Below are 20,931 nucleotides of genomic sequence, written 5' to 3'. Positions count from 1 at the left end.
GCCGTTCAGGCGATGCAGCTGCGGTTCTTGCCGGTGCGCTTGGCCTCGTACAGGCCTTCGTCGGCGCGGGCCAGCGCGGTGTCCACCGTCTCGCCGGGCCGCCAGGCCGTCACGCCGGCGGAGAAGGTGACGAACACCTCCTTCCCCTCGTGCATGAACAGGCTGGCGCTCAGCCGGCGCTGCAGCCGCGTCAGCACCTGCTGCGCCTCGTCCACCGGCGTGCCGGGCAGCAGCAGCACGAATTCCTCGCCGCCGAAGCGGGCGATGTGGTCCACCGGCCGCAGCCATTCCTTCACCCGCGCGGCCAGGCTCTGCAGCGCCACGTCGCCAGCGGCATGGCCCAGGCTGTCGTTGAGCTTCTTGAAGTTGTCGATGTCGATCAGGCCCACCGCCAGCGGCGCCTGCGCCGGTCCCTCGCGCAGCACGCGGGCGGTCTCCACCTCGAAGGCCTGGGCCAGGCCGCGGCGGTTGGCCACCTGGGTCAGGGCATCGGTCGACACCTCGTCGGACAGCCGGCGCAGCTCGGCCTCCAGGCCCAGCACCTGGGCTTCAAGGGCGCTGGCACGGGCATGCTCGGCGGCCAGGCGGTCGCGCGCGCCGGCCACCAGGTCATGCACCGTGCGGCTTTCGTCGAGCATCTCGCGCACCGCGGCGGCCAGGCTGTCGAGGGAATCGGCCGCCTCGATGGCCTGGGCGTAACCGGCCACCTTGTCGCTGAAGCGGCCGGTGGCGGTGCCGAGCTCGCCCAGCTCGGCCAGCACCTGGCGCACCATGTCCTTCAGCGCATCGCGCGCCAGGGCGCGCTCGGCCTGCAGGCTGCGCTGGGCGGCGCGGGTGTCGTCCAGCAGCTCGCGGGCGGCGCGCACCGCCCGGGCGCCGGCGGCGCCCTGCAGCCGCTGGCGCAGGCCCTCGGCCTGGCCTTCGGCCCAGCGGCGGTCCTCGGCCAGGTCGGCCATGCCCTCGGTGAGCGAGCGGCACAGCGCCAGCAGTTCGTCCACCAGCTCATGGCGCAGGCCGAACAGCCGCTGCACCCGGTGGCAGACATCGGCCACGGCATCGGCCAGCAGCGGCGTGGCGCCCTCGCGGGCCACCCGGGCGGCCAGGGCGGACAGTTCGTCGGCCAGCTCGACGGCGCGCGGCTCGCCGGGCGGCAGACCGGCGCACACCGTGGTGCGCAGGTTGTCGACGATGCGGGGATGGGCGTCGGTGCTCGCCGCAGCAGGTTCGGCGATCTGCGCCGCGGCGGCTGACACCGCTGCGGGCGGCAGCGGCTCGGTGGCCGGCAGCGCTGCCGCGTCGGTCGCGTCCACATCCACATCGTCGTCGGGCTGGTCGTTCTCCCAGGCGCTGACCAGCTGCTTGAGCCGTTGCTGCAGCCGCTGGGCATCGCTGCGGCTGCCGTCGAGCACCCGCTGCAGGCTGTCCTTCTTGCGGGCGCCGGTCCAATGGCGGGCGCCACGTTCCAGGCCGCGTGCCAGCCGGTCGATCAGCTGGGCCCAGGCCGCGCCCTGGCTGGCGGCGGCGCCGGCGCCGCGGTCCAGCGCACGCTGCAGATCGTCGTAGCGGGCCTCCATCAGCGCGGCGGTGAGCTCGGTGCGCAGGGTGGTGTCGTCGCTGGCGCGGGCCACCAGACGCTCGACCTGCGCCCGCGCGCGCGGCGGCAGCAGGCCCTCGGCCGGGACGGGCTCGCCGGCCTCCTCGGCATAGGCACGGGCGAAGTTGGCCGGGGTGGGCTCGCGCTTGGACATGGCCAGCCGGCGCAGGGCGCCCTTGGCCAGCTGCGCGGGGGCGGGACGGTCAGCGTCCATCGGGAGCGGCTCCAGAACTCATCAGCGGGGATGGTTCTTCATCGGCCGGCGGGGCGCGGCCTTGAGCCGCGCCGATGCTCAACGCCTCATGGCCGCCGGCCGCCGGTGCTGCGCGGGGGCTCCAGCCGGTCGCCGCCGGCCTGCACGATCCAGGGCGCCTTGCGCGGCAGCACGGTCTGGTGCAACCAGCTTTCCAGCTCGTTGGCCGGGATCGGCCGGCTGAACAGGAAGCCCTGCATCACGCCGCAGCCCAGCCGGTGCAGCACCTCCATCTGGCGCAGGTTCTCCACGCCCTCGGCGATCACCCGCAGGCCCAGGCTGCGGGCCAGCGCGATGATGGCGGTGACCACCGCCGAGCTCTGCGGCGTGATGCCCAGATCGCGCACGAACTGGATGTCGATCTTCAGCTCGGCGATCGGCAGCGTGGTCAGGTAGGCCAGGCTGGAATAGCCGGTGCCGAAGTCGTCGATCGAGATCTCGACACCGATCTCGGTGAGCCGGTGCAGCAACGGGATGACGTTCTGCAGGTCCTTCATCAGCCCCGTCTCGGTGATCTCGAGCTGGATCGACCGGTGCGGCACGCCGTAGGCCGAGACGCAGCTGTGGATCTTCTCGACCAGGTCGCTGCGCTCGAACAGCCGGTTCGGCAGGTTCACCGCGATGGAGTCGGAGAAGCCGAAGTTGGTCTGCCATTCCTTGACCTGGCGCGCCGCCTCGCGCAGCAGCCAGTCGCTCATCGGCACGATCAGGCCGGTGTCCTCGGCCAGCTGGATGAAATCGCCCGGCGGCACCAGCACGCTGCCGCGCTGCCAGCGCATCAGCGCCTCGACGCCGACCATGCGGGCCGAGCGCACGTCGATCTTGGGCTGGTAGTGCAGCACCAGCTCGTCGCGCTCGATGGCCTTGTGCAGCGCGCTCTCCAGCTCCAGCTTCTTGCGGCCGTGGCCGGCCAGCATCGGGCTGTAGACGGCGCTGGCATTGCGCCCGGCATCCTTCACCGAGTACATCGCCACGTCGGAATTGCGCATCAGGTCGGCCACCGACTGGCCATCGCGCGGGTACATCGCGATGCCCACGCTGGCAGTGACGAAGCACTCCTGGCCGCCGACGAAGATCGGATCGCGCATCGCCTCCAGGATGCGGGCCGAGACACGCTCGGCATCGTCCTCGTCGGCCACCTCGGGCAGCAGGGCGACGAATTCATCGCCGCCCAGCCGGCCCACCGCCTCCAGCGTGCGGTGGCTGCGGGCGCCGGCCGATTCCAGCGCGCTGTCCATCACCTGGTCGGAGTGGCGCACGCAGCCGCGCAGGCGGCGCGCCACCTCCACCAGCAACTCGTCGCCCGAGGCATGGCCCAGGGTGTCATTGATGACCTTGAAGCGGTCGAGGTCGATCAGCAGGAGCGCGGCCAGGTGGCCCAGGCGGCGGGCGTGGTCCAGCGCCCGCTCGGTGCGCCAGATCAGCTGGCGGCGGTTGGGCAGGCCGGTCAGCGCGTCGAAGTTGGCCAGGTGGCGGATGCGGTCCTCGGCCACGCGGCGGTCGGTCACGTCCTGCACGATGCCGGTGTAGCCGATGCCGTGGCCATGCTCGTTGAACTCGGGCTCGGCCTCGACATGCACGATGCGCATGCGGCCGTCGGGCAAGGTGACCGGTACATCGATGGCCAGCACCGTGTTCTGCGCCTGCACCTCGGCCAGCACCCGGGTCATCGCGCGGCGCTCGGGCAACGGCACCATGCGCACCAGGCGGCGCATCGACACCCGGTCCTGGGTGGTGAACCCGAACACCCGCAGGGTCTCCGGCGCCAGCGTCAGACCGCCGGTGGGGTGGTGGCTGGCACTGGGCTTGCGCCAGTCGAAGCTGCCCATGCGGGCCAGGTCCTGGGCACGGGCCAGCTTGCTCTTGTGGCGCTCGAGCTCCTGCCGGGTGCGGGCCGAGCGCAGCACATGGCGCAGGCGGCCGGCCAGCAGGCTCCACTGCGTGCTCTTGACGAAAAAATCGGTGGCGCCGACCTGGTAGGCGCGGTTGATCGAGACCTCGTCGTCCAGGCCGGTCAGCATCAGCACCGGCATGTTCTCGAAGCCGGGCGATTCACGCAGCTCGCGGCAGGTGTCGAAGCCGTCGAGGCCGGGCATCACCGCGTCGAGCACGATGATGTCGGGGGTCCAGTCGCTGAGCATGGCCAGCGCCTGCTCACCGCTGCTGGACTCGGTGATCTCGAAGCCGCGGCCGCGCAGGGCCTCCGCCGTCAGCATCAGCGCCAGGTCGTCGTCATCGACCAGCAATACCTTCGGCCGCTCAGGCGAGTCGTCGGCATCCAGGCTGTGCGGCAGGGTCATCGATGGCGCGAACTACGTGTCGGCGAGGAGTTGAAGAACAGCGGCGTCCACCCTTGCGGCTTCGGCCACCAACTGGTCCAGCAAGGCGGGCACATCGTCCAGCCGCCCTTCGCGCAATGCCTTCTCGGCATCACCACACAACTGGGACAGCACCAGCGCACCCACGCTCGCCGAACTCGATTTTAGGGTGTGCGCCACCAGCCGCTGACTTGCAGGGTCAGGCTGCGCCCGCGCCTGTGTCAGTTGCGCCAGCAGGCGCGCCATCGAGCTGCGGTAGGTCGTCAGCACCCGCTGCATCAGCCGGTTGGCGCCGGTGGGATCGAGCTGCGCCAGGTTGGCCAGGGCATCGGCATCCAGCACGGTGTCTCCGGAGGTGCTGCCATCGGGGCTGGCCTGCGGTCCGTTGGCGGGAGTGAATGGCAAAGTCATCGGGGTGCACCCTGAAAAGGAACGGGGTGTCCGCGCGAACGATTCCTCCTTGACAGCCATGGCTGAGCATGGCGCGCCGTCCTGGCCGCGTCAATCAAGATTGCCTGACAGCCTGCCGCTGGAAAACGCCCGCGCGCCCCCCGGGTGGGGTGCGCGTGCAACAGCAGGTGACCGCATGTAACCGTTCATGCCGACAGTGACCGGCCACTGGTGCCGGTGATCCACCAGCACTGTCGGCCACCCAGCGGCGGTCTTGAGCGGCGGCATCCACCGGACGCTGGAGCAAAGGCCGCTTTCGTACAATGTTTGACATGTCGTGCACCCGCGCCGCTGGCGCCACGACGCTCGCCAGCAACTCCCCCCCCTCCGGCCGCCCGCGCGACCGCCATGCCGGCGCTGATGCGGATGCCGTCCTGGATGTCGACCGGCTGGATGCCGACGCTGCTGGGCCTGGCCGCGCTGCTGGCAGGCTTGCTGGCCGGCCAGGGCCTGCTGCCGGGCTGGCTGCTGGCGCTAGCGCTGCTGCTGGCCACCACTGCCGCGCTGCTGGCCGGCGCACTGTGGAGCCGCCAGCGCCAGCTGGACCACCTGCACGAGGCCCGCCAGCAGGCCCAGCTGCTGGGCCAGCTGGTCGATGTGTGGTGCTGGCAGACCGATGCCGGCCACCGGCTGGTGAAGCTGCAGCCGCCGCAGGGCGCACCGTCGTCGGCCTGGGTGGCCGGCGCCTTCAGCGGTGACTGCCTGTGGCAGCGATTCGACGATGCCGCCCACAGCCTGCAGCCGCGCATGCAGGCCCAGGCACCCTTGGGCGAGCTGCGGGTGCTGCAGGCCCCCGCGGTGGCTGGCGCACCGCCACGGCGCTGGCGTCTGCGCGGCTTGCCACGGCTGGACGGCCGCGGCCGTTTTGCCGGCTACACCGGCGTGGCCTGGCCGTCCGATGCCGACGACCAGGCCGCCGCTGCCCGCCAGGCCCTGGACGCGCTGCTGACCCAGGGACCGGCCGCGCTGTGCCTGGCCGTGCCGGATGCCGACGGTCAGGGCTGGCAGCTGCAGCGCGCCAGCCCGGCGGCGCGCCAGCTGCTGGGCCTGCCTGCCTCGGCAGCCGACGGCCCCGACGCGCCTGCCCTGCCCTGGGACCAGGCCCTGGCCGCCCTGCCCGACGGCTTGCGCCAGCAGGTGCTGGGTCTGCAGCCCGGCGGCACGGCCGAAGCCGATGGCTGGCAGGCCTGCCTGCAGGTGATCAGCCCCGCGGATGCCGCTGCCAACACGCCCTGCCAGGGCCAGCTGCTGCTGGCGCTGGCGCCCACCGCGGCCGTGGCCGACACCGCCACCCAGGCACTGGCCGCCGAGCATGCGGCCTTCAGCTACACCATCTCGCACGACCTGCGGGCGCCGATCCGGGTGGTCGAGGGCTTCGGCCGCATCCTCAAGGAAGACTACGGCACGGCGCTCGACCGGGTCGGCCGCGACCACATCGACCGGGTGATGGCCGCCGCCGCCCGCATGAACCACATGATCGACGCGCTGCTGTCGCTGTCGCGCCTGTCCAGCCAGCCGCTGGTGCGCCAGCCGGTGGACCTGTCGCAGCTGGCGGGCTTCGTGGTGGACGAGCTGCGTCGCAGCGCGCCGGAGCGCCAGGTGGCGGTGCACATCGCCCCCGGCATGGTGGCCCAGGGCGACCCGACGCTGCTGCGCATGGCGCTGGAGAACCTGCTGGGCAATGCCTGGAAGTACAGCGCCAAGGTGGCGCAGGCGGTGGTGCGCTTCGAGCCCGAGGTGCAGAGCGGCCGGCCCGGCTTCGTCGTCAGCGACAACGGCGCCGGCTTCGACATGCGTTTTGCCGACCGGCTGTTCGGTGTGTTCCAGCGCCTGCACAGCAGCAGCGACTTCCAGGGCACCGGCATCGGCCTGGCCTCGGTGCGGCGCATCGTCCGGCGCCATGGCGGCGAGATCTGGGCCGAAAGCGCCGTCGGCCAGGGGGCGCGTTTCCACTTCCGCCTGAAGGATTGACGCCGCACGTCCTGGCGCCTAGCTTCGGGGCCCACCACAACGAGGAGCCCCGATGAAGATCTACTTCGCCACCAACCGCGATCCGAACAAGGCCGCCGCGCCCACCGACTTCGGCAGCCGCTTCTCCGCCAGCGGCCTGACCGACCTGCGCTTCGGCAGCGCCGAGGTCACCGGCAGCAAGTTCGACAAGTACGTGCTGGACGTGGCGCCCGAGAAGCTCGACGTCGGCCTCGACAAGGCCCTGGTCAAGGACCTGAGCGGCCAGGTGCTGGGCAGCCGCAAGGTGTTCGAGGAGATGCGCGCCGAGATGGTGGTCAACAAGCAGGACTGCATGGTCTTCATCCACGGCTTCAACGTCAGCTTCAAGCAGGCGCTGCAGCGCTGCGCCCAGCTCAAGCACTTCTATGCCGGCCGGCCGATGACCTGGCTGGTGTTCACCTGGCCGTCCGATGGGTCGATGCTGCCGTTCAAGGCCTATGCCAGCGACCGCGATGACGCCCGCGCCTCCGGCGTGGCCCTGGGCCGCGGCCTGCAGAAGCTGGCCGGCTTCCTCAGCGGCACCCGGCCCGAAGACTACTGCGGCCAGAGCGTGCACCTGATGACGCACAGCATGGGCGGCTACGCGCTGCGCTGGGCCTTCCAGTCGATCCGCGGCGGCAGCGGCGGCAACCTGCGCCGGCTGCTGGAGCACATCCTGATGTTCGCGCCGGACGAAGACGACGATGCCTTCGAGCTGGAGCACAAGCTGCAGGCCCTGCCCGACATGGCCCGCAGGCTGAGCCTCTACCACAACGCCGGCGACCTGGCCCTGGTGACCAGCGACGTGACCAAGGGCAACCCCGACCGCCTGGGCGCCGCCGGCCCGCGCAATGCCCGCGCCCTGCCCGACAAGGTGAACGTGGTCGACTGCGAACCGGTCACCAGCCGCAAGCTGGACCCGGACGGCCACGGCTACTACTGCCTGAACGAGACGGTGCGCCAGGATGTGCTGGCCCTGCTGTCCGGCCAGGCGCCGGTCGACATCAAGACCCGCAAGTACCTGCCGGAGCTGCGCACCTACCGGCTGAAAAAGGCCTGATCAGGCCTGACCGCGCGACAGCAGCTCCACCGCATCGACCAGCCGCCCGGCCTGGTCGGCCAGGCTGCGCTGCTCGTCGGCGGCCATGCGGCGCAGCCGCTCCAGCGCGGTGGCGCGCTGCAGGCTGTAGCGGTGCATCAGCACGCCCACGGCCAGCGGCACCAGATCCAGCGCCGCGGCGCTGTCGGACATGGCGGGCGCGGCTGCCGGCGCTGCCGCACGGTCGGCCCGTGCCGGCAGCTGGGCCAGCGCCGCGGCCACCGTGGGCAGGATCTGGCCGATGTCCAGCGGCTTGACCAGGTAGGCCACCGCGCCCAGCGCCTTGACCTTCTGCACCGTGTCGTCGTCGGCAAAGGCCGACAGGAACATGAACGGCACATGCAGGTGGTCGCGCAGGTAGGCGGCCACGTCGAAGCCGCTCATGCCTTCCATGCGGATGTCCAGCAGGGCCAGGTCGGGCTTGTGCTGGCGCGCCAGCAGAATGGCCTCGTCGCCGTTGTCGGCATCGATGACGTCGTAGCCCGCCTGGGCCAGGCCGTGGGTGACGGTGGCCAGCACCAGCCGGTCGTCGTCCACCACCAGGATCTTGCCTTGCTCGGCCATGCGGCTCGCCTTCCGTCGGATGGGGTGGATTGTGCCGTGGCCCGCCGGGCTACAGCGGCTCCAGCAGGTGGATGCTGGGCGGCACCAGCACCACCTTGGCCTCCACCTGCACGCCCAGCTGGGTGAGCGTGAGGGTGGCGGTGCGCCGCGGCAGCAGCGCCCGCACCAGGCCCAGGCCGGAGACGCCCGGCGGCACCTGGGCCAGGCTGAAGCCGGGCCGCAGCTGGCCGGGGCTCAGGATCTGGATGGCCAGCCGGGCCTCGTCGCAGTGCAGCACGCAGCGGATGTCGCCGGGCGCGCTGTGCTTGATGGCATTGGTCAGCAGCTCGTTGACGGTCAGCGCGATCGGGATGGACTCGGCCTCGGGCAGCGCGAAGCGGTGCGCCGGCGTGCCCTCCACGCTGACGCTGATCGGCCGGCCGAAGGTGCGCTGCACACTGGCGGTGATGGCCTCGACCAGCGGCTGGATGCGCAGCGGGCCGCTCACCCCCACCTGCAGGCCGTGCACCTGGGCGATGGCCTGCACCTGGCCCACCGCCTCGCTGATCAGCGCCGCCACCTCGGGCCGGCGCGCCGCCGTCTGCTGCAGCAGGCCGGCCACACCCTGCAGGTTGTTCTTGATGCGGTGGTGCACTTCCTTGACCAGCATCTCGCGCTGCGACACCGCGGCGTCGAAGCGGGCCTGCTCGGCGGCGCGCTGCTCGGTCACGTCGCTGGCCACCAGCAGCAGCTGGGCCTCGGCCGCGCCGGCCTGGCCGGCAGGGCCGGTCTGCAGCGAGACGATGCGCACGTCCCACATCCGCGTCTCCACCGCACCGGGTGTGCTGCCGGCGCGCACCGGGCGCGGCAGCTCGCGGCGCAGCACGTCGGTCTGCTGCTGGGCGGCCTGCAGGTCGTCGCGCAAGGCGGCGGCATCGTCGGGGCTGAACCAGTCCTCGGGCCGGCGGCCCAGCACCGCCTCCACCGGCCGGTCGAAGAACATCGCCGCCATCTGGTTGAGCCGCAGCACCGCGCCGCTGGCAGCGTCGAACAGCGCGATGGCCAGCGGCGCGGTGTCGATGATGCGCTGCAGCGAATCCTGCGCCTGGGCGATGCTGACCTCGGCCTGGCGGCGGCGTTCGATGTCCAGCAGCGCAAAGGTGATCTGGCTGCCGCTGCCGCGGGCCGCATCGGCGCCGGGCAGCCCGCCATCCGCACCGCGGCCGGTGACCACGGCATTGCCGACCACCCAGAATTCGCGGCCGTCGCGCCCGCGCAGCCGGCATTCGAAGGTTTCGGCCTGGCCGTCGGCCAGGTGCTGGCGGTAGTGGGTGGCGCGCAGCGGGTGGTCGGGATCGGCGGTGGCGACGATGGCGATGGGCTCGCCGACGAAGTCGGCCAGCTCGCCGCCGAACATGCGCCGGGCCGAACGGTTCATCCATTCGATGCCGCCATCGCCCACGGTGACGATGCCCACCAGCACCGAATCGAGGATGGCGCGGGTGCGCTCGGCCTGCAGCTGCACCGCCTCGCGGGCACGGCGGCGCTCGTCCACGTCGACATAGCTGCAGATCATGCCGGCCTCGGGCTGGGCCTCGTCGACCAGCCGCTTGCTCACCTGCACCCACAGCGCCCGGCCGTCACGCCGGCGCAGCCGCCGTTCACCCTGCCAGCGCCCGGCCGAAGTCAGCGCCAGGCGCTGCTGCTGCCAGAGCTGGTCATGGTCCTGCGCGTCGACGGCCAGCACGGCCAGGTGCATGCCCAGCAGCTCGCCCACGGCATAGCCGGTCAGCCGGGCCAGGGCCTCGTTGGCACGCTCGATGGTGGTGCCGCGCAGGTAGGCCAGGCCGACGTCGCTCAGGCTGAACATCAGCTCGCGCTCGCGGGCCAGCGCCTCCAGCTCGGCCTGCTGCGCCTTCAGCCGCGAGACATCGGTGAGCACCACCACCAGCTCGGGCACGCCGCCGGCCGGCGCCCGGCTGGCCGACAGCGCATACCACACCGGCTGGCCGCCGGGGCCCGGGCGGGAGAACTCGGTCTCGTGGCGGCGCTCGGGTGGCGCATCGCCGGGCTCGTCGGCCAGCGCCCGGGCCAGCAGGGCCTGCACGGCCGGCTGGTCGGCCAACCAGTCGGCCGGCGGCGCCCCGACGGCCCGGCCGGGGCGCAGGCCCAGCATGGCCTCGAAGCTGCGGTTGCAGCGCACCAGGCGGTCGCCGCGCAGGTAGGCGATGCCGGCGCTGGTGCCGTCCAGGATGCCCGAGAGTTCGCGCAGCAGCTGGGCGCTGCGGCGGTGGGCTTCCTCCTGCTCGGTGATGTCCAGCGTCACCACCGACAGCGCGGCGCGGCCGCCGGTCAGCTCACCGGGCTCGACGCGGGTGAGCAGCCAGCGGATGCCCAGGTCGGGCACCTGCACCGCATAGCGCACCTGGGCCCGCTGGCCCTCGCGCAGCGCCCGCTGCAGGCGCTCGAACTCCTCGCGCGAGCCGGGTTCGACCTGGTCGCGACCGATCGACTGCAGGCCGGCCGCCAGGCCGGCCGGTGCACCGCCCGACGGTGTGCCGCCACCACCGGCACTGCTGCGCACCGGCCGGGTCTGCAGCCAGCCGCGCGAGGCCTCGTAGGTGGCCACGCCGACGCTGGCGGTGTCCATCAGTGCGCCGATCTCCAGCTGGGCCAGGTCGTGCTCGTCCTCCAGGCTGCGGTCTTCCACCACCGCCATCACCCGCTGGCCGCCTTGGGCGCCGGCAAAGGCCCGCAGGCGCGCGCGCAGGCGGAGGCGGCGGCCGTCGGCCAGGGCCAGGGTGCCCAGGGTTTCGAGCGGCGCGGCGCCAGGCTGCAGCGCCGCCTGCGGCCCGCCATCGGCCCAGGCCAGCAGCTGGCACAGGTCGGCCGGCGCGTCGGGCAGCTGCGCCGGCACCGGGCCGGCCAGCGCGGCGAAGGCGCCATTGCTGCGCAGCACCTGGCCATGGCTGTCGTAGACCAGCATGCCCACCGGGCTCAGGTCGAACCACTGGTCCAGCTCATGGCCCGACTGGGCGGCGGCATCGCGCGCCTGGTGCTCCAGCGTCACATCCTGCAGGATGGCCAGCAGCAGCGGTGCGCCATCGTCGGCACTGACCCAGCGCGGCGCAAAGCGGAAGAAGCGCAGCCGGCCCTGGGCGTCGACGATCCGCCGCTCCACCTGGCGCTCGGGCTGGCGGCCGGCCTGCAGCGCGGCCAGCCAGTCCTGGCGCGACTGGTGCACGTCGGCATGGTCCTCGCTGCCGACGTAGCCCAGCGGATCATGGCCCAGCACCTGCTCCGGGCTGCGGCCCACCGCGTCGAAGTAGGCGCGGTTGGCCGCCACGATGACGAAGCGGCGGTCCTGCACCGTCAGTGGCTGGGGGGCATCCCAGAGCAGGCGCACCAGCTCGCTGGTGGTGCCGGCGGCCAGCGGCGGCTGCGGTGGCGGCGGCAGCACGGCCGGGGCGCGCAGGGCCCAGCCACCACCACCGGCACGCGTCAGCGTCAGCGGCAGACGGGCGCCGCGCAGCGGGCCATCGGTGAGGCGGATGTCCAGCGGCGTGGCCGGCTGCGGCTGGGTCAGGGCCTGCGTCAGGGCCCGGCGGGCATCGGCATCCAGCCAGGCCAGGGCCTGGTCCAGCGGCTGGCCGGCCTCGCAGCCCAGCAGGCGTTGTGCCGCCGGATTGCGGTAGCTGACGCGCTGGCGCTGGTCGAGCAGCAGCAGCAGGGTGTCGTCCACGCCATCGAGCAGGGCCGACAGCTGGGCGTTGGACGGCAGCGTGGCAGCGCGCGGCAGCAGGGACATCGGCCCAGTTTAGCGGCCGGGTGGGCCGCTCCCGGCCGGCGGGTCGGTCAGTCGAGCTGGCGGGCAGCCACCAGCGCCCGCAGCACGGCCTGGTTGACGGCCTGGGGCGTCATCATCAGCGCATCGCTGGCCTCGCGGATGTCCAGCAGCGACGCGGCCTCGATGGCCAGCACCAGGCTGAGGTAGGGCTGGTGCGGGCCGGTCTGGTGCAGCAGGGCGTCGCGCACCGCCTCGGTGGTGGGGATGCCCTTGAGCAGCTCGGCAAACGGCTGGTGCATCAGCCGGTCGAGCAGCGAGAACACGCCGCAGATGAACAGCTCGCCGCGGCGCTCGTCGTCGCAGCCGCTGTCGCGGCCCAGCTCTTCCATCAGCAGGCCGCGGCGCACGGCGGCGTAGATCACCGGCTTCATGCTGGCATCGCGGCTGCCGGCGGCCAGCAGCAGGGCCAGCCAGCGCTTGAGGCGCTGGTAGCCCAGCAGCATGATGGCGTGGCGGAAACTGGTCACCTCCACGGCCAGCCCGAAGGCCGGCGAGTTGATGTAGCGCATCAGCTTGAACGCCATGGTCGGGTCGTTCTTCATCACCGCTTCCAGCCGGTCGGCGCTCTCCTGGCGGTCGACCCGGTTGATCAGCTCGACGATGGCGCTCAGCTCGGGCTGGGCACCGCGGCTGCTGCCCGGGCGCGGCGGCGCGGGGTCGTCGATCGGCCAGCCCAGCACCGCGATGGCGCCGCGGCCGAAGGCGTCGGCCATCTGCGCATTGGTCTGCACGCCGGCCTGCACATGCGGGATGTTGCGCGACACGCCGCCGGGTGGCGGCATGCCGTCGCGGCGCTCGTCGGCCAGGTCGATGATGGAATAGGCAAAGCACGGCAGCACCTCGCGCGGCAGCGGCTGCAGCGGCCGGCCCTTGATCAGCAGGGTGTTGCCGCGGGTGTGCAGCGCGGCCAGCGCATCGGTGCAGGCCAGGTCGCTGGCCATGAAGGCCGGCACCTCCAGCATCATGTTCAGCGGCAGGTCGGTGCGCAGCACGGCATCGAGCAGCATCTCGCCGACGATGTTCAGCGACACCCGGTGCGCCGCATCGGGCCAGGCGGCGGCCAGCGCCTCCAGCAGCGCCGGCACCTCGGGCTTGGCCTCCGGGCGGATCGGGAACACGGTCAGTCGCAGCGCGGTGATCGCCTTGTGGCGGTCGATCATCGGCGAATAACCCAGGGCCACCTGGCCCAGCACGGAGAGGTCGGTCATCGGGGGATTGTGTGCGCGTGAGGCGTTGCCAAGCACCTGGAGATCACTTGACGTAGTCGAACAGCGACATGCGCTGCACCATCGCGTAGCTCTGCAGCGCCGCCTGGTAGCCGGTCTGCTGGTTCTGGAAGTTGCTGATGGCCTGCAGCATGTCCAGGTCCTCGGCATCGGCCTGCACCGTCTTGGCCCACAGCGCGCGGTCCTGGTTGCGGCCATCCAGCGCGTCCAGCCGGTTGAGCATGGCGCCGGCCTCGGCGCGGGCGGCCTGCATGTGGCCCATCACCGCATCCATGTCGCGCAGGCCGCTGTTGACGGCCTGGGCGATCTGGCCGCTGTTGGTCGTCGGGTCCTTCAGGATGGCGATGCTGCGGTCCAGCGCGGCGAAGACATCCAGGTCGGGCTGCGAGGGCGTGATGCTGAAGCGGTCGCCCACCACCGGCGTGCCCTTCAGGTGCAGGGTCATGCCGTCGACGGTGATGGCCTGGCCGGCCCGGTAGGGCTGGTTGTCGATGGCGGTGGCGCTGCCGCCGTTCAGCACGCTGATGCTGAGCACGCCGGCGTTGTCGACCACCTCGACCTCGTAGCTGCCGCCGGTGATGGCCGCGGGGTCGCTGACGGTGCCGGCGTCGATCCAACCCGTCCCGGTGTTGGCCGGGTTGGCGGCAGTGGTGAACACGCCGTTGCCGCTGCGCGCCGACAGCCAGATGGCCTGGCCGTCGACGGTGCTGGGCATCAGCTCGGTGGACGACAGCAGCGACTGGCCGCCGGCCGCACCGGGCACCACGCCGGCCGGCGTGTCGAGGAAGGGCACGGTGGTGGCGCCCTGCCCGCCGAACAGGAAACCGCCGGCGCCGTTGCCCTGGTTGGCCAGCGCCAGCAGCTGGCTGCGCAGGTTGCTCAGCGCGTTGGCCTGGGCCTGGCGCTCCGACGGGCTGTAGCTGCCGTTGCCGGCGGCCACCAGGGTCTCGCGGGCGGTCTGCATCAGCTCGCCGGCCTGGCCCAGCGCCGCTTCGGCCAGCGTCATCGCACTGCGGCTGGCGTCGACCGAGCGCTGCTCGCTGGCGATGCGCTGGCCGCTCAGGTAGGCGCGCTCGGCGCGGGCGGCGCCGGTCGGGTCGTCGCTGGGCTTGTTGATGCGCTTGCCGTTGGTCATGGCCGTCTGCGCCTCGGCCATGTCGCGCTGGCGCTGCTGCAGGGTGTCGACGGCCGCTTCATAGCGGTTGGCGGTGGAGACTCGCATGGGTCAGCCTCGGGTGGAATCAGCGCGACACGCTCGCGAGGAGTGCGTCGAACAGGGTCTGCGCGGTCTGCAGCATCTTGGCTGCCGCCTGGTAGCTCTGCTGGAACTGGATCAGCCGGGCGGCTTCCTCGTCGAGGTTGACGCCGACATCGGTGCTCAGCTCGGCGCGGGCGCGGGCCGCCACGGTGGCGGTGTTGTCGGCCGAGGCCACCGCACCCTGCACCCGCACGCCCACGTCGGCCAGCACGTTGGCATAGGCGTCACCGACGGTCACGCCGTCGATCAGGCCGCGGTTGGCCAGGTTGTCGAAACGCAGTGCGTTGCCGTTGCTGGCCGCCGGGTGGCTGGTGGGCGACAGGCTGATGCGGTCGCCGCTGCGCGGCAGGCCGTTGAGCGACAGCGCCACCCCATCGTGGCGGATGGGCACGCCGGCCGTGTGGGTGCCGGTGGCCAGCGGGGTGCTGTCTGCGTCCAGCAGCTCGTAGTTGCCGGCGTCGTCGGTGAAGCGCAGCGTCAGCGGCTGGTAGCCGGCGGCCGGCGGTGCTTCCACCGTCAGCGCGGCGATGGTGGCGGTGCCGGTGTTGGCCGGGTTGACCACGCCGGTCAGCGGGTTGGCGGCTGCCAGGCCGCGCGGGTTCTTCAGCACCACGGTGATGCCCGCGGCGGCATTGGACACCGGCTTGAGCAGGAAGGATTCACCCGCCGCCGGCGCGTTGTCGCCGATGGCCAGGGCGAAGCCGTCGACGGTGTCGCCGTTGTACAGCGGCGGGAACACCTTGCCGTCGACCAGGCGGGTCAGGGTGTACTGGCCGTCACTGGCGGGGTCGGGCTCCAGCAGGTACTCGCTGGCCACCAGCGCGCTGGGGTCGGCGATGCTGATGCCGACATCGGCCACGAAGCCGCCGCCGCCATCGCGGGCATTGGTGCCGGCCGGCAGCACCTGCGGACCCTGGATCCTGAACAGCGGGCTGCCGGGCTGGCCGCTCAGGTCCAGGCCCAGGGCCTGCTGGTCGTTCAGCGCCAGGCCCAGGCCGGACACCAGCTGGCCCAGGCGGCTGCGCGCCTCCGCCAGGTCGTCGCGCTGGAAGCGCAGCAGCCCGGCCACCTGGCCCTCGCCGATGGCCTCGGTGGGCAGCTGGGTCAGCTGGCCGTTGATGTCGATGGCCACGCCGATGCGGCTGGAGTCGTGCGTGTCGGCCTGGGGCACCAGCTTGAACGACGCACCGCCCAGCACCAGGGTCTGGCCGCTGCCGACGTAGACCGCCATCGTCTGGTCGGGCGCCAGCACCGTCTGCACCTGCATCTGTGCGCCGATGCGGCGCACCAGTTCATCGCGCTGGTCCAGCAGCTCGTTGGGCGAATGGCCGCGGTTGGTGGCGGCGGCGATCGACAGGTTCAGACTGGCCATTTCCCTGGCCAGGGTGTTCACCTCGGACAGGCCGCCCTGCACGTCATGCACCAGGTTGGCCTGCAACGCCTCGATCTGGTCGGACGACGAGCGCACCAGCGAGGCAAAGTCCTCCAGCCGGCCCAGCACCGCCTGGCGCGCGGCCAGGTCCGACGGGTTGGCCGCCACGTCGGCAAAGGCATTGAAGATCTGCGTGGCGGCGTGGCCCAGGCCGGCCTCGCCACCGGCGAACACCTTCTCCAGCTGCTGCAGCATGTCGCGGCGCACACCATCGGCGGCCGCGGCCGAGCCGGTGGCCACGGCCTGCTGGCTGAGGAACATGTTGGCCGCGCGGGTGACGGTGGACACGGTGACACCGCGGCCGAAGTAGCCCGAGCCGTTGTAGGCGCTGCCCGCCGTGGCCAGCTCCACCGACTGGCGTGAATAGCCCGGCGTGTTGGCATTGGCGATGTTGTTGCTGGTGGTCAGCAGCTGGGCATTGGCGGCGTACAGCGCCGAGCTGCCCAGCGACAGCAAGGAAGTGGTGGTCATGCCGGCTCAGCCCTGCGCATGCGGAGGCTCAGGCCATGTCCCGCTGCAAGCGGAGGGTGGTGTTGATCACCTGACCGAGCTTCTGGCCATACAGCGGATCGGTGGCGTAGCCGGCCTTCTGCAGGCCCATGGCGAAGGCCTTGGCATCGGCGGCGCGTTCGACCACCTTGGCGTAGCGCGGGCTCTCCTTCATCAGGCGGGCATAGTCGGCGAAGGACTCGGCCTCGTTCGCATAGGCACGGAACTTCTGGATCATCTTGCGCGGCTGGCCGCCGATGTACTCGGTGGTGGTCACCTCCACCGTGGGGCCGTTCCAGCTGCCGCCGGCCTTGATGCCGAACAGGTTGTGGCTGTTGGTGCCATCGCGGCCGATGATCTCGCGTTTGCCCCAGCCGGTCTCCAGCGCCGCCTGGGCCAGCATGAAGGGCGCCGGGATGCCGGTCTCGCTGGCCGCGCTCTCGGCCGCCGCGGTGTGCTGGCGCACGAAGCCGGCGGCGCTCTTCTCGGGCACCTTGGGCGCGGCGGTCGTCTCCTGCACCGTCGGCAGGCTCTCGTTGGCGCGGCGGGTGCTGGGGATGGGGCCTGGCACCAGGCCCATCTGGCGTTCCAGCTGCTTCTCGATCACCTCGGACAGGCTGCCCGGGCGGCCGGCGGACTTGGCCGCCAGCTGGGCGTCCAGCATCTCGGTGCCCAGCTTGGTGCCGGGGTTGTCCATCAGGCCGCTGGTCTCGGTGGCCGCGCGCATGCTCTTGAGCAGCTCGCCCATGAACAGCGACTCGAACTGCTTGGCCGCCTCCCTGGCGGCGCCCTTGGGGTTGCCGGTCGCATCGCGCTTCAGGCCGTCGAGCGTGCGGCCATCGCTGGCCAGCTTGACGTCGGACGCGCTGGGCGACTGCAGCGACATGTTCGACAGGGTTCCCATGGTCAGATCACCTCGATCTCGGCATTGAGTGCGCCTGCGGTCTTCATCGCCTGCAGGATGGCGTGCAGGTCCTGCGGCGTGGCACCCAGGGTGTTGAGCGCCCGCACCACATCGGCCAGCTTGGCGCCTGCCGGCAGGTGCATCAGCTGGCCGCCCTGCTGGGTGATGGCGATGTCGTTCTTCTCCGACTGCACCGTCTGCCCGCCGGCTAGCGCATTGGGCTGGCTGACCTGGGGCGTGGAATTGACGGTGACGGTGAGCGAGCCATGCGCCACCGCACAGCTGCCCAGCGTGACCGCCTCGTTCATCACCACCGAGCCGGTGCGGGCATTGATCACCACCCGTGCCGACGGCCGCTGCAGGCCGACCTCGAGGTTCTCCAGATCGGCCACGAAGGCCACATGCTCGGCCGGCTGGGCCGGCATGCGCACCCGCACCACCCGGCCATCGATGGCCTGGGCCGTGCCCGGGCCCTTGGCGCCGTTGATGGCATCGGCCACCGCGCGGGCGGTGGCGAAGTCGTTGCTCTGCAGGTCGAGCTGCAGCAGACCGTTGTGGCCCACCGACATCGGCACGCTGCGCTCCACCGTGGCGCCCTCGGGCACGCGGCCGGCGGCCAGGTGGTTGATCTGCACCTTGGCGCCACCAGCCGACGCACCAGCGCCGCCGACGATCAGGTTGCCCTGGGCGATGGCATAGATCTGGCCGTCGACACCTTTCAGCGCCGTCTGCAGCAGCAGGCCGCCGCGCAGGCTCTTGGCATTGCCGGCCGACGACACGTTGACATCGATGCGCTGGCCGGGCTGGGCAAACGGCGGCAGCTCGGCGGTGACCACCACCGCCGCCAGGTTGCGCGGCTGCATGGTCATGCCCGGCGGCAGGGTGATGCCGTTCTGCTGCAGGAAGGCGGCCAGCGCCTGGGGCGTGAACGGCGCCTGGGTGGACTGGTCGCCGGTGCCATCCAGCCCGAACACCAGGCCGAAGCCGGTGAGCTGGTTGGGCCGCACGCCCTGCACCTTGGCCACCTCCTTCAGCCGCGCGGCCTGCACCGGCCACCACACGGCCGCGCTGGCGGCGAACAGGCTGACCAGCACCACCAGGCGCAGCAGGCGGTCGGGGTTGGATTTGATGGGCTTGAGGCGCGGGCGCATGGCAGAAGCGTCAGATGGGAAGCACGTTCAGGAAGAAGCGGCCCAGCCAGCCGATGGACTGGGCTTCGGCAGCCTGGCCGCGGCCGCGCTGCATCACCCGCACGTTGGCGATCTGGGTGCTGGCGATGGTGTTGCCCGGGGCGATGGCCCGCGGATCGACCTGGCCGGAGAAGCGCAGCACGTCGACATTGGCATTGACGCCGATCTGCTTCTCGGCCGAGACGACCAGGTGGCCGTTGGGCAGCACCTGCACCACGGTGGCGGTGATCACGCCGGAGAAGTCGTTGCTGTTCTCGGTGGTGCCGTTGCCCGAGAACTCGCTGTTGCCGTTGCCGGTGGCGCTGGCGCGGGTGAGCGCACTGCTCTTGAGGAACGGCAGCGCGCTGACGCCGGCATCCACCGCGCTCTTGCGGTTGACGCTGCTGGTGCTCTTCTGCACCGCGCTGACCTTCTCGGTGATGGTGATCTGCAGCGTGTCGCCGACGATGCGGGCGCGGTGGTTCTCGAACAACGGCCGGTAGCGGTCGGCCTGGAAGATCGAGCCGGTCAGCACCGGCGGCTCGCTGCCCTGCGGCGCCAGCGGCTCGGCCACCGGCATCGCCGCACTGGGCTGCACCAGATCGACCACCGGCACCTGCTGGATGCGCTCGCTCCATCCGGCACAGCCGGACAACAGCGCCAGCAGGCCAGCCGCCAGCAGCATGCGTGGTGACAACACGGTCAGGCGACTCATAGCTGGGACAATTTCTGCAGCATCTGATCGGAGGTCTGCACGGCCTTGGAATTCATCTCGTAGGCACGCTGCGTCTGGATCATCGTCACCAGCTCCTCGACCACGTTGACGTTGCTGGTCTCCAGGCTGCCGTAGGCGATGGAGCCCAACCCGCCGGCATCGGGCGCGCCGGCCTGCGGCGCGCCGGACGCGGCGCTCTCGGCATACAGGTTCTCGCCGCGCGGCTCCAGGCCCCCGGGGTTGACGAAGCCGGCCAGCTGGATCTGGCCCAGCTGGGTGGGCGCGGTCTGGTTGGCCGCCGTGGTCACCTCGACGATGCCGTCCTTGGTGACGTTGATCGACAGCGCATTCACCGGGATGGTGATGCCCGGCTGCAGCAGGTATCCGCCGTTGGTCACCAGCTGGCCCTGGGCGTTGGTCTTGAAGCTGCCGTCGCGGGTGTAGCCGGTGGTGCCGTCGGGCATGGTCACCTGGAAGAAGCCGTGGCCCAGCACCGCCAGGTCGTAGGCGCCGCCGGTCTGCTGCAGGTTGCCCTGGGCGAAGTTGCGCGCCGTGCCGACGGGCTTGACGCCCAGGCCCAGCTGCAGGCCGGTGGGCAGCTGCGCCTGCTCGGCGTTGTTGGCACCCACCTGGCGCAGGTTCTGGTACATCAGGTCCTCGAACACCGCGTGGCTGCGCTTGTAGCCGGTGGTGGCGGTGTTGGCCAGGTTGTTGGAGATGGCGTCCAGCGCGGTCTGCTGGGCTTCCATCCCGGTCTTCGATATCCAGAGTGATCGGATCATGCGGCGCCTTCGGTTGCCTGGTCTCGTGGACGATGATCGCGGCAACTTGAGGCCGCCCAACAAGCAAAAAGCACCGCGCGGGCGGTGCTTCTCTCGGGTGGGCGGAGGCTGGCGGTCAGCTGCCGGACAACAGGCGCGTGGCCGACTGCTCGCGCTCCTGCGCGGTCTGCAGCATCTTCATCTGCTGCTCGAACTGGCGCGCGGCCGAGATCATCGCCACCATCGATTCGACCGGGCTGACATTGCTGCCCTCCAGCGCCTCGGTCTGCAGGCCGGCCGTGGCATCGGCCGGCAGGTCGTCCCCCTCGGCAGCGCGGAACAGACCATCGGTGCCGCGCACCATCGGCGCCTCGGGCGTCACCAGCTTGATGCGGCCCACGCCCTGCGGCGCGCCGGTGCCCACGGTGGCCGTCACCGTGCCATCGCCGCCGATCAGCACCCGCGCATTCGGCGGGATGGTGATCGGCCCACCGTCGCCCACCACCGGCAGGCCGCCGCGGGTGACCAGCACGCCCTCGGTGTTGACGTCCAGCGCGCCGCCGCGGGTGTAGGCCTCGGTGCCGTCGGCCGACTGCACCGCCAGCCAGGCATTGCCCTTCATCGCCACGTCCAGGTTGCGGCCGGTGGCCGCCACCGGGCCGGGCGCCGGGTTGTAGCCGGGCGTGGTCTCGATGGCATAGACCCGCGTGCTGGCGCCGTCGCCCAGCACCGGCACGGCACGGAAGGCCATCATCTCGGCGCGGAAGCCGGTGGTAGACGCATTGGCCAGGTTGTTGGCCAGCACGTCCTGCCGCTGCATGTTGGCCTTGGCCCCGGCCATGGCCAGGTAGATCACGCGGTCCATGGTGGGTCAGCCGTTCAGG

General features: G+C 71.6%; 15 protein-coding genes. 2 read left to right on the top strand and 13 right to left on the bottom strand.

Features of this window, described 5'->3' with window-relative positions; genetic code table 11:
* Positions 1-5: 5 nt before the first annotated feature.
* The 3 genes from FFT10_RS19925 to FFT10_RS19915 all read right to left on the bottom strand — a co-directional run bounded on the left by FFT10_RS19925 (position 6) and on the right by FFT10_RS19915 (position 4,636).
* A complete protein-coding gene (locus FFT10_RS19925; RefSeq protein ID WP_137734622.1) occupies positions 6-1,808 on the bottom strand; it encodes a GGDEF domain-containing protein in 1,803 nt (600 codons plus the stop codon).
* 86 nt (positions 1,809-1,894) lie between these two features.
* Positions 1,895-4,147 carry a two-component system response regulator gene (locus FFT10_RS19920; RefSeq protein WP_137734621.1) on the bottom strand — a complete coding sequence of 751 codons (2,253 nt, stop codon included), beginning with the start codon at positions 4,145-4,147 and terminating at the stop codon, positions 1,895-1,897.
* 12 nt (positions 4,148-4,159) lie between these two features.
* Positions 4,160-4,636, bottom strand: coding sequence for an Hpt domain-containing protein (locus tag FFT10_RS19915; protein WP_137734620.1), 477 nt, complete (start codon positions 4,634-4,636; stop codon positions 4,160-4,162).
* Positions 4,637-4,963: 327 nt separating this feature from the next.
* Here FFT10_RS19915 and FFT10_RS19905 point away from each other — a divergent pair, with 327 nt between their 5' ends.
* Together FFT10_RS19905 and FFT10_RS19900 are read left to right on the top strand one after the other, a co-directional pair.
* On the top strand, positions 4,964-6,586 hold the full coding sequence (locus FFT10_RS19905; protein ID WP_154694094.1) for a sensor histidine kinase: 1,623 nt from the start codon (positions 4,964-4,966) through the stop codon (positions 6,584-6,586).
* A gap of 52 nt (positions 6,587-6,638) precedes the next feature.
* Positions 6,639-7,664, top strand: coding sequence for an alpha/beta hydrolase (locus tag FFT10_RS19900; protein ID WP_137734617.1), 1,026 nt, complete (start codon positions 6,639-6,641; stop codon positions 7,662-7,664).
* Here FFT10_RS19900 and FFT10_RS19895 read toward each other — a convergent pair whose 3' ends face one another.
* From FFT10_RS19895 to FFT10_RS19850, 10 genes are all read right to left on the bottom strand, one after another.
* On the bottom strand, positions 7,665-8,267 hold the full coding sequence (locus FFT10_RS19895) for a response regulator (RefSeq protein ID WP_137734616.1): 603 nt from the start codon (positions 8,265-8,267) through the stop codon (positions 7,665-7,667).
* A gap of 49 nt (positions 8,268-8,316) precedes the next feature.
* The gene (locus tag FFT10_RS19890) at positions 8,317-12,054 is read right to left on the bottom strand and encodes a PAS domain S-box protein (protein ID WP_137734615.1); all 3,738 of its coding nucleotides are present in this window, start codon (positions 12,052-12,054) and stop codon (positions 8,317-8,319) included.
* A gap of 47 nt (positions 12,055-12,101) precedes the next feature.
* Positions 12,102-13,301, bottom strand: a complete 1,200-nt coding sequence (locus FFT10_RS19885; protein WP_137734614.1) for an EAL and HDOD domain-containing protein — start codon at positions 13,299-13,301, stop codon at positions 12,102-12,104.
* A gap of 43 nt (positions 13,302-13,344) precedes the next feature.
* The gene (gene flgL / locus FFT10_RS19880) at positions 13,345-14,541 is read right to left on the bottom strand and encodes a flagellar hook-associated protein FlgL (RefSeq protein WP_137734613.1); all 1,197 of its coding nucleotides are present in this window, start codon (positions 14,539-14,541) and stop codon (positions 13,345-13,347) included.
* A gap of 19 nt (positions 14,542-14,560) precedes the next feature.
* Entirely contained in the window at positions 14,561-16,480 is a 1,920-nt protein-coding gene (flgK, locus tag FFT10_RS19875; protein ID WP_137734612.1) for a flagellar hook-associated protein FlgK, read from the bottom strand.
* A 28-nt stretch (positions 16,481-16,508) separates the two neighbouring features.
* Positions 16,509-17,402, bottom strand: coding sequence for a flagellar assembly peptidoglycan hydrolase FlgJ (gene flgJ, locus FFT10_RS19870; RefSeq protein ID WP_228027199.1), 894 nt, complete (start codon positions 17,400-17,402; stop codon positions 16,509-16,511).
* 2 nt (positions 17,403-17,404) lie between these two features.
* Complete coding sequence (locus FFT10_RS19865) at positions 17,405-18,553, bottom strand: flagellar basal body P-ring protein FlgI (RefSeq protein WP_137734611.1); 1,149 nt, start codon at positions 18,551-18,553, stop codon at positions 17,405-17,407.
* Positions 18,554-18,563: 10 nt separating this feature from the next.
* Positions 18,564-19,286, bottom strand: a complete 723-nt coding sequence (locus FFT10_RS19860; RefSeq protein ID WP_137734610.1) for a flagellar basal body L-ring protein FlgH — start codon at positions 19,284-19,286, stop codon at positions 18,564-18,566.
* Positions 19,283-20,068 (bottom strand): flagellar basal-body rod protein FlgG, encoded by a 786-nt coding sequence (gene flgG, locus FFT10_RS19855; protein WP_137734609.1) that lies wholly within the window; start codon positions 20,066-20,068, stop codon positions 19,283-19,285. Before flgG ends, FFT10_RS19860 begins: the two co-directional genes overlap by 4 nt.
* A gap of 115 nt (positions 20,069-20,183) precedes the next feature.
* Entirely contained in the window at positions 20,184-20,912 is a 729-nt protein-coding gene (locus FFT10_RS19850) for a flagellar basal body rod protein FlgF (protein ID WP_137734608.1), read from the bottom strand.
* Between the last annotated feature and the right edge of the window lie 19 nt (positions 20,913-20,931).

This window comes from Pseudaquabacterium pictum, assembly GCF_005403045.1.
Lineage (GTDB): Bacteria > Pseudomonadota > Gammaproteobacteria > Burkholderiales > Burkholderiaceae_C > Pseudaquabacterium > Pseudaquabacterium pictum.
The sequence above is the reverse complement of the archived record's forward strand: the minus strand, read 5'-3'. Positions and strand labels throughout refer to the sequence as shown.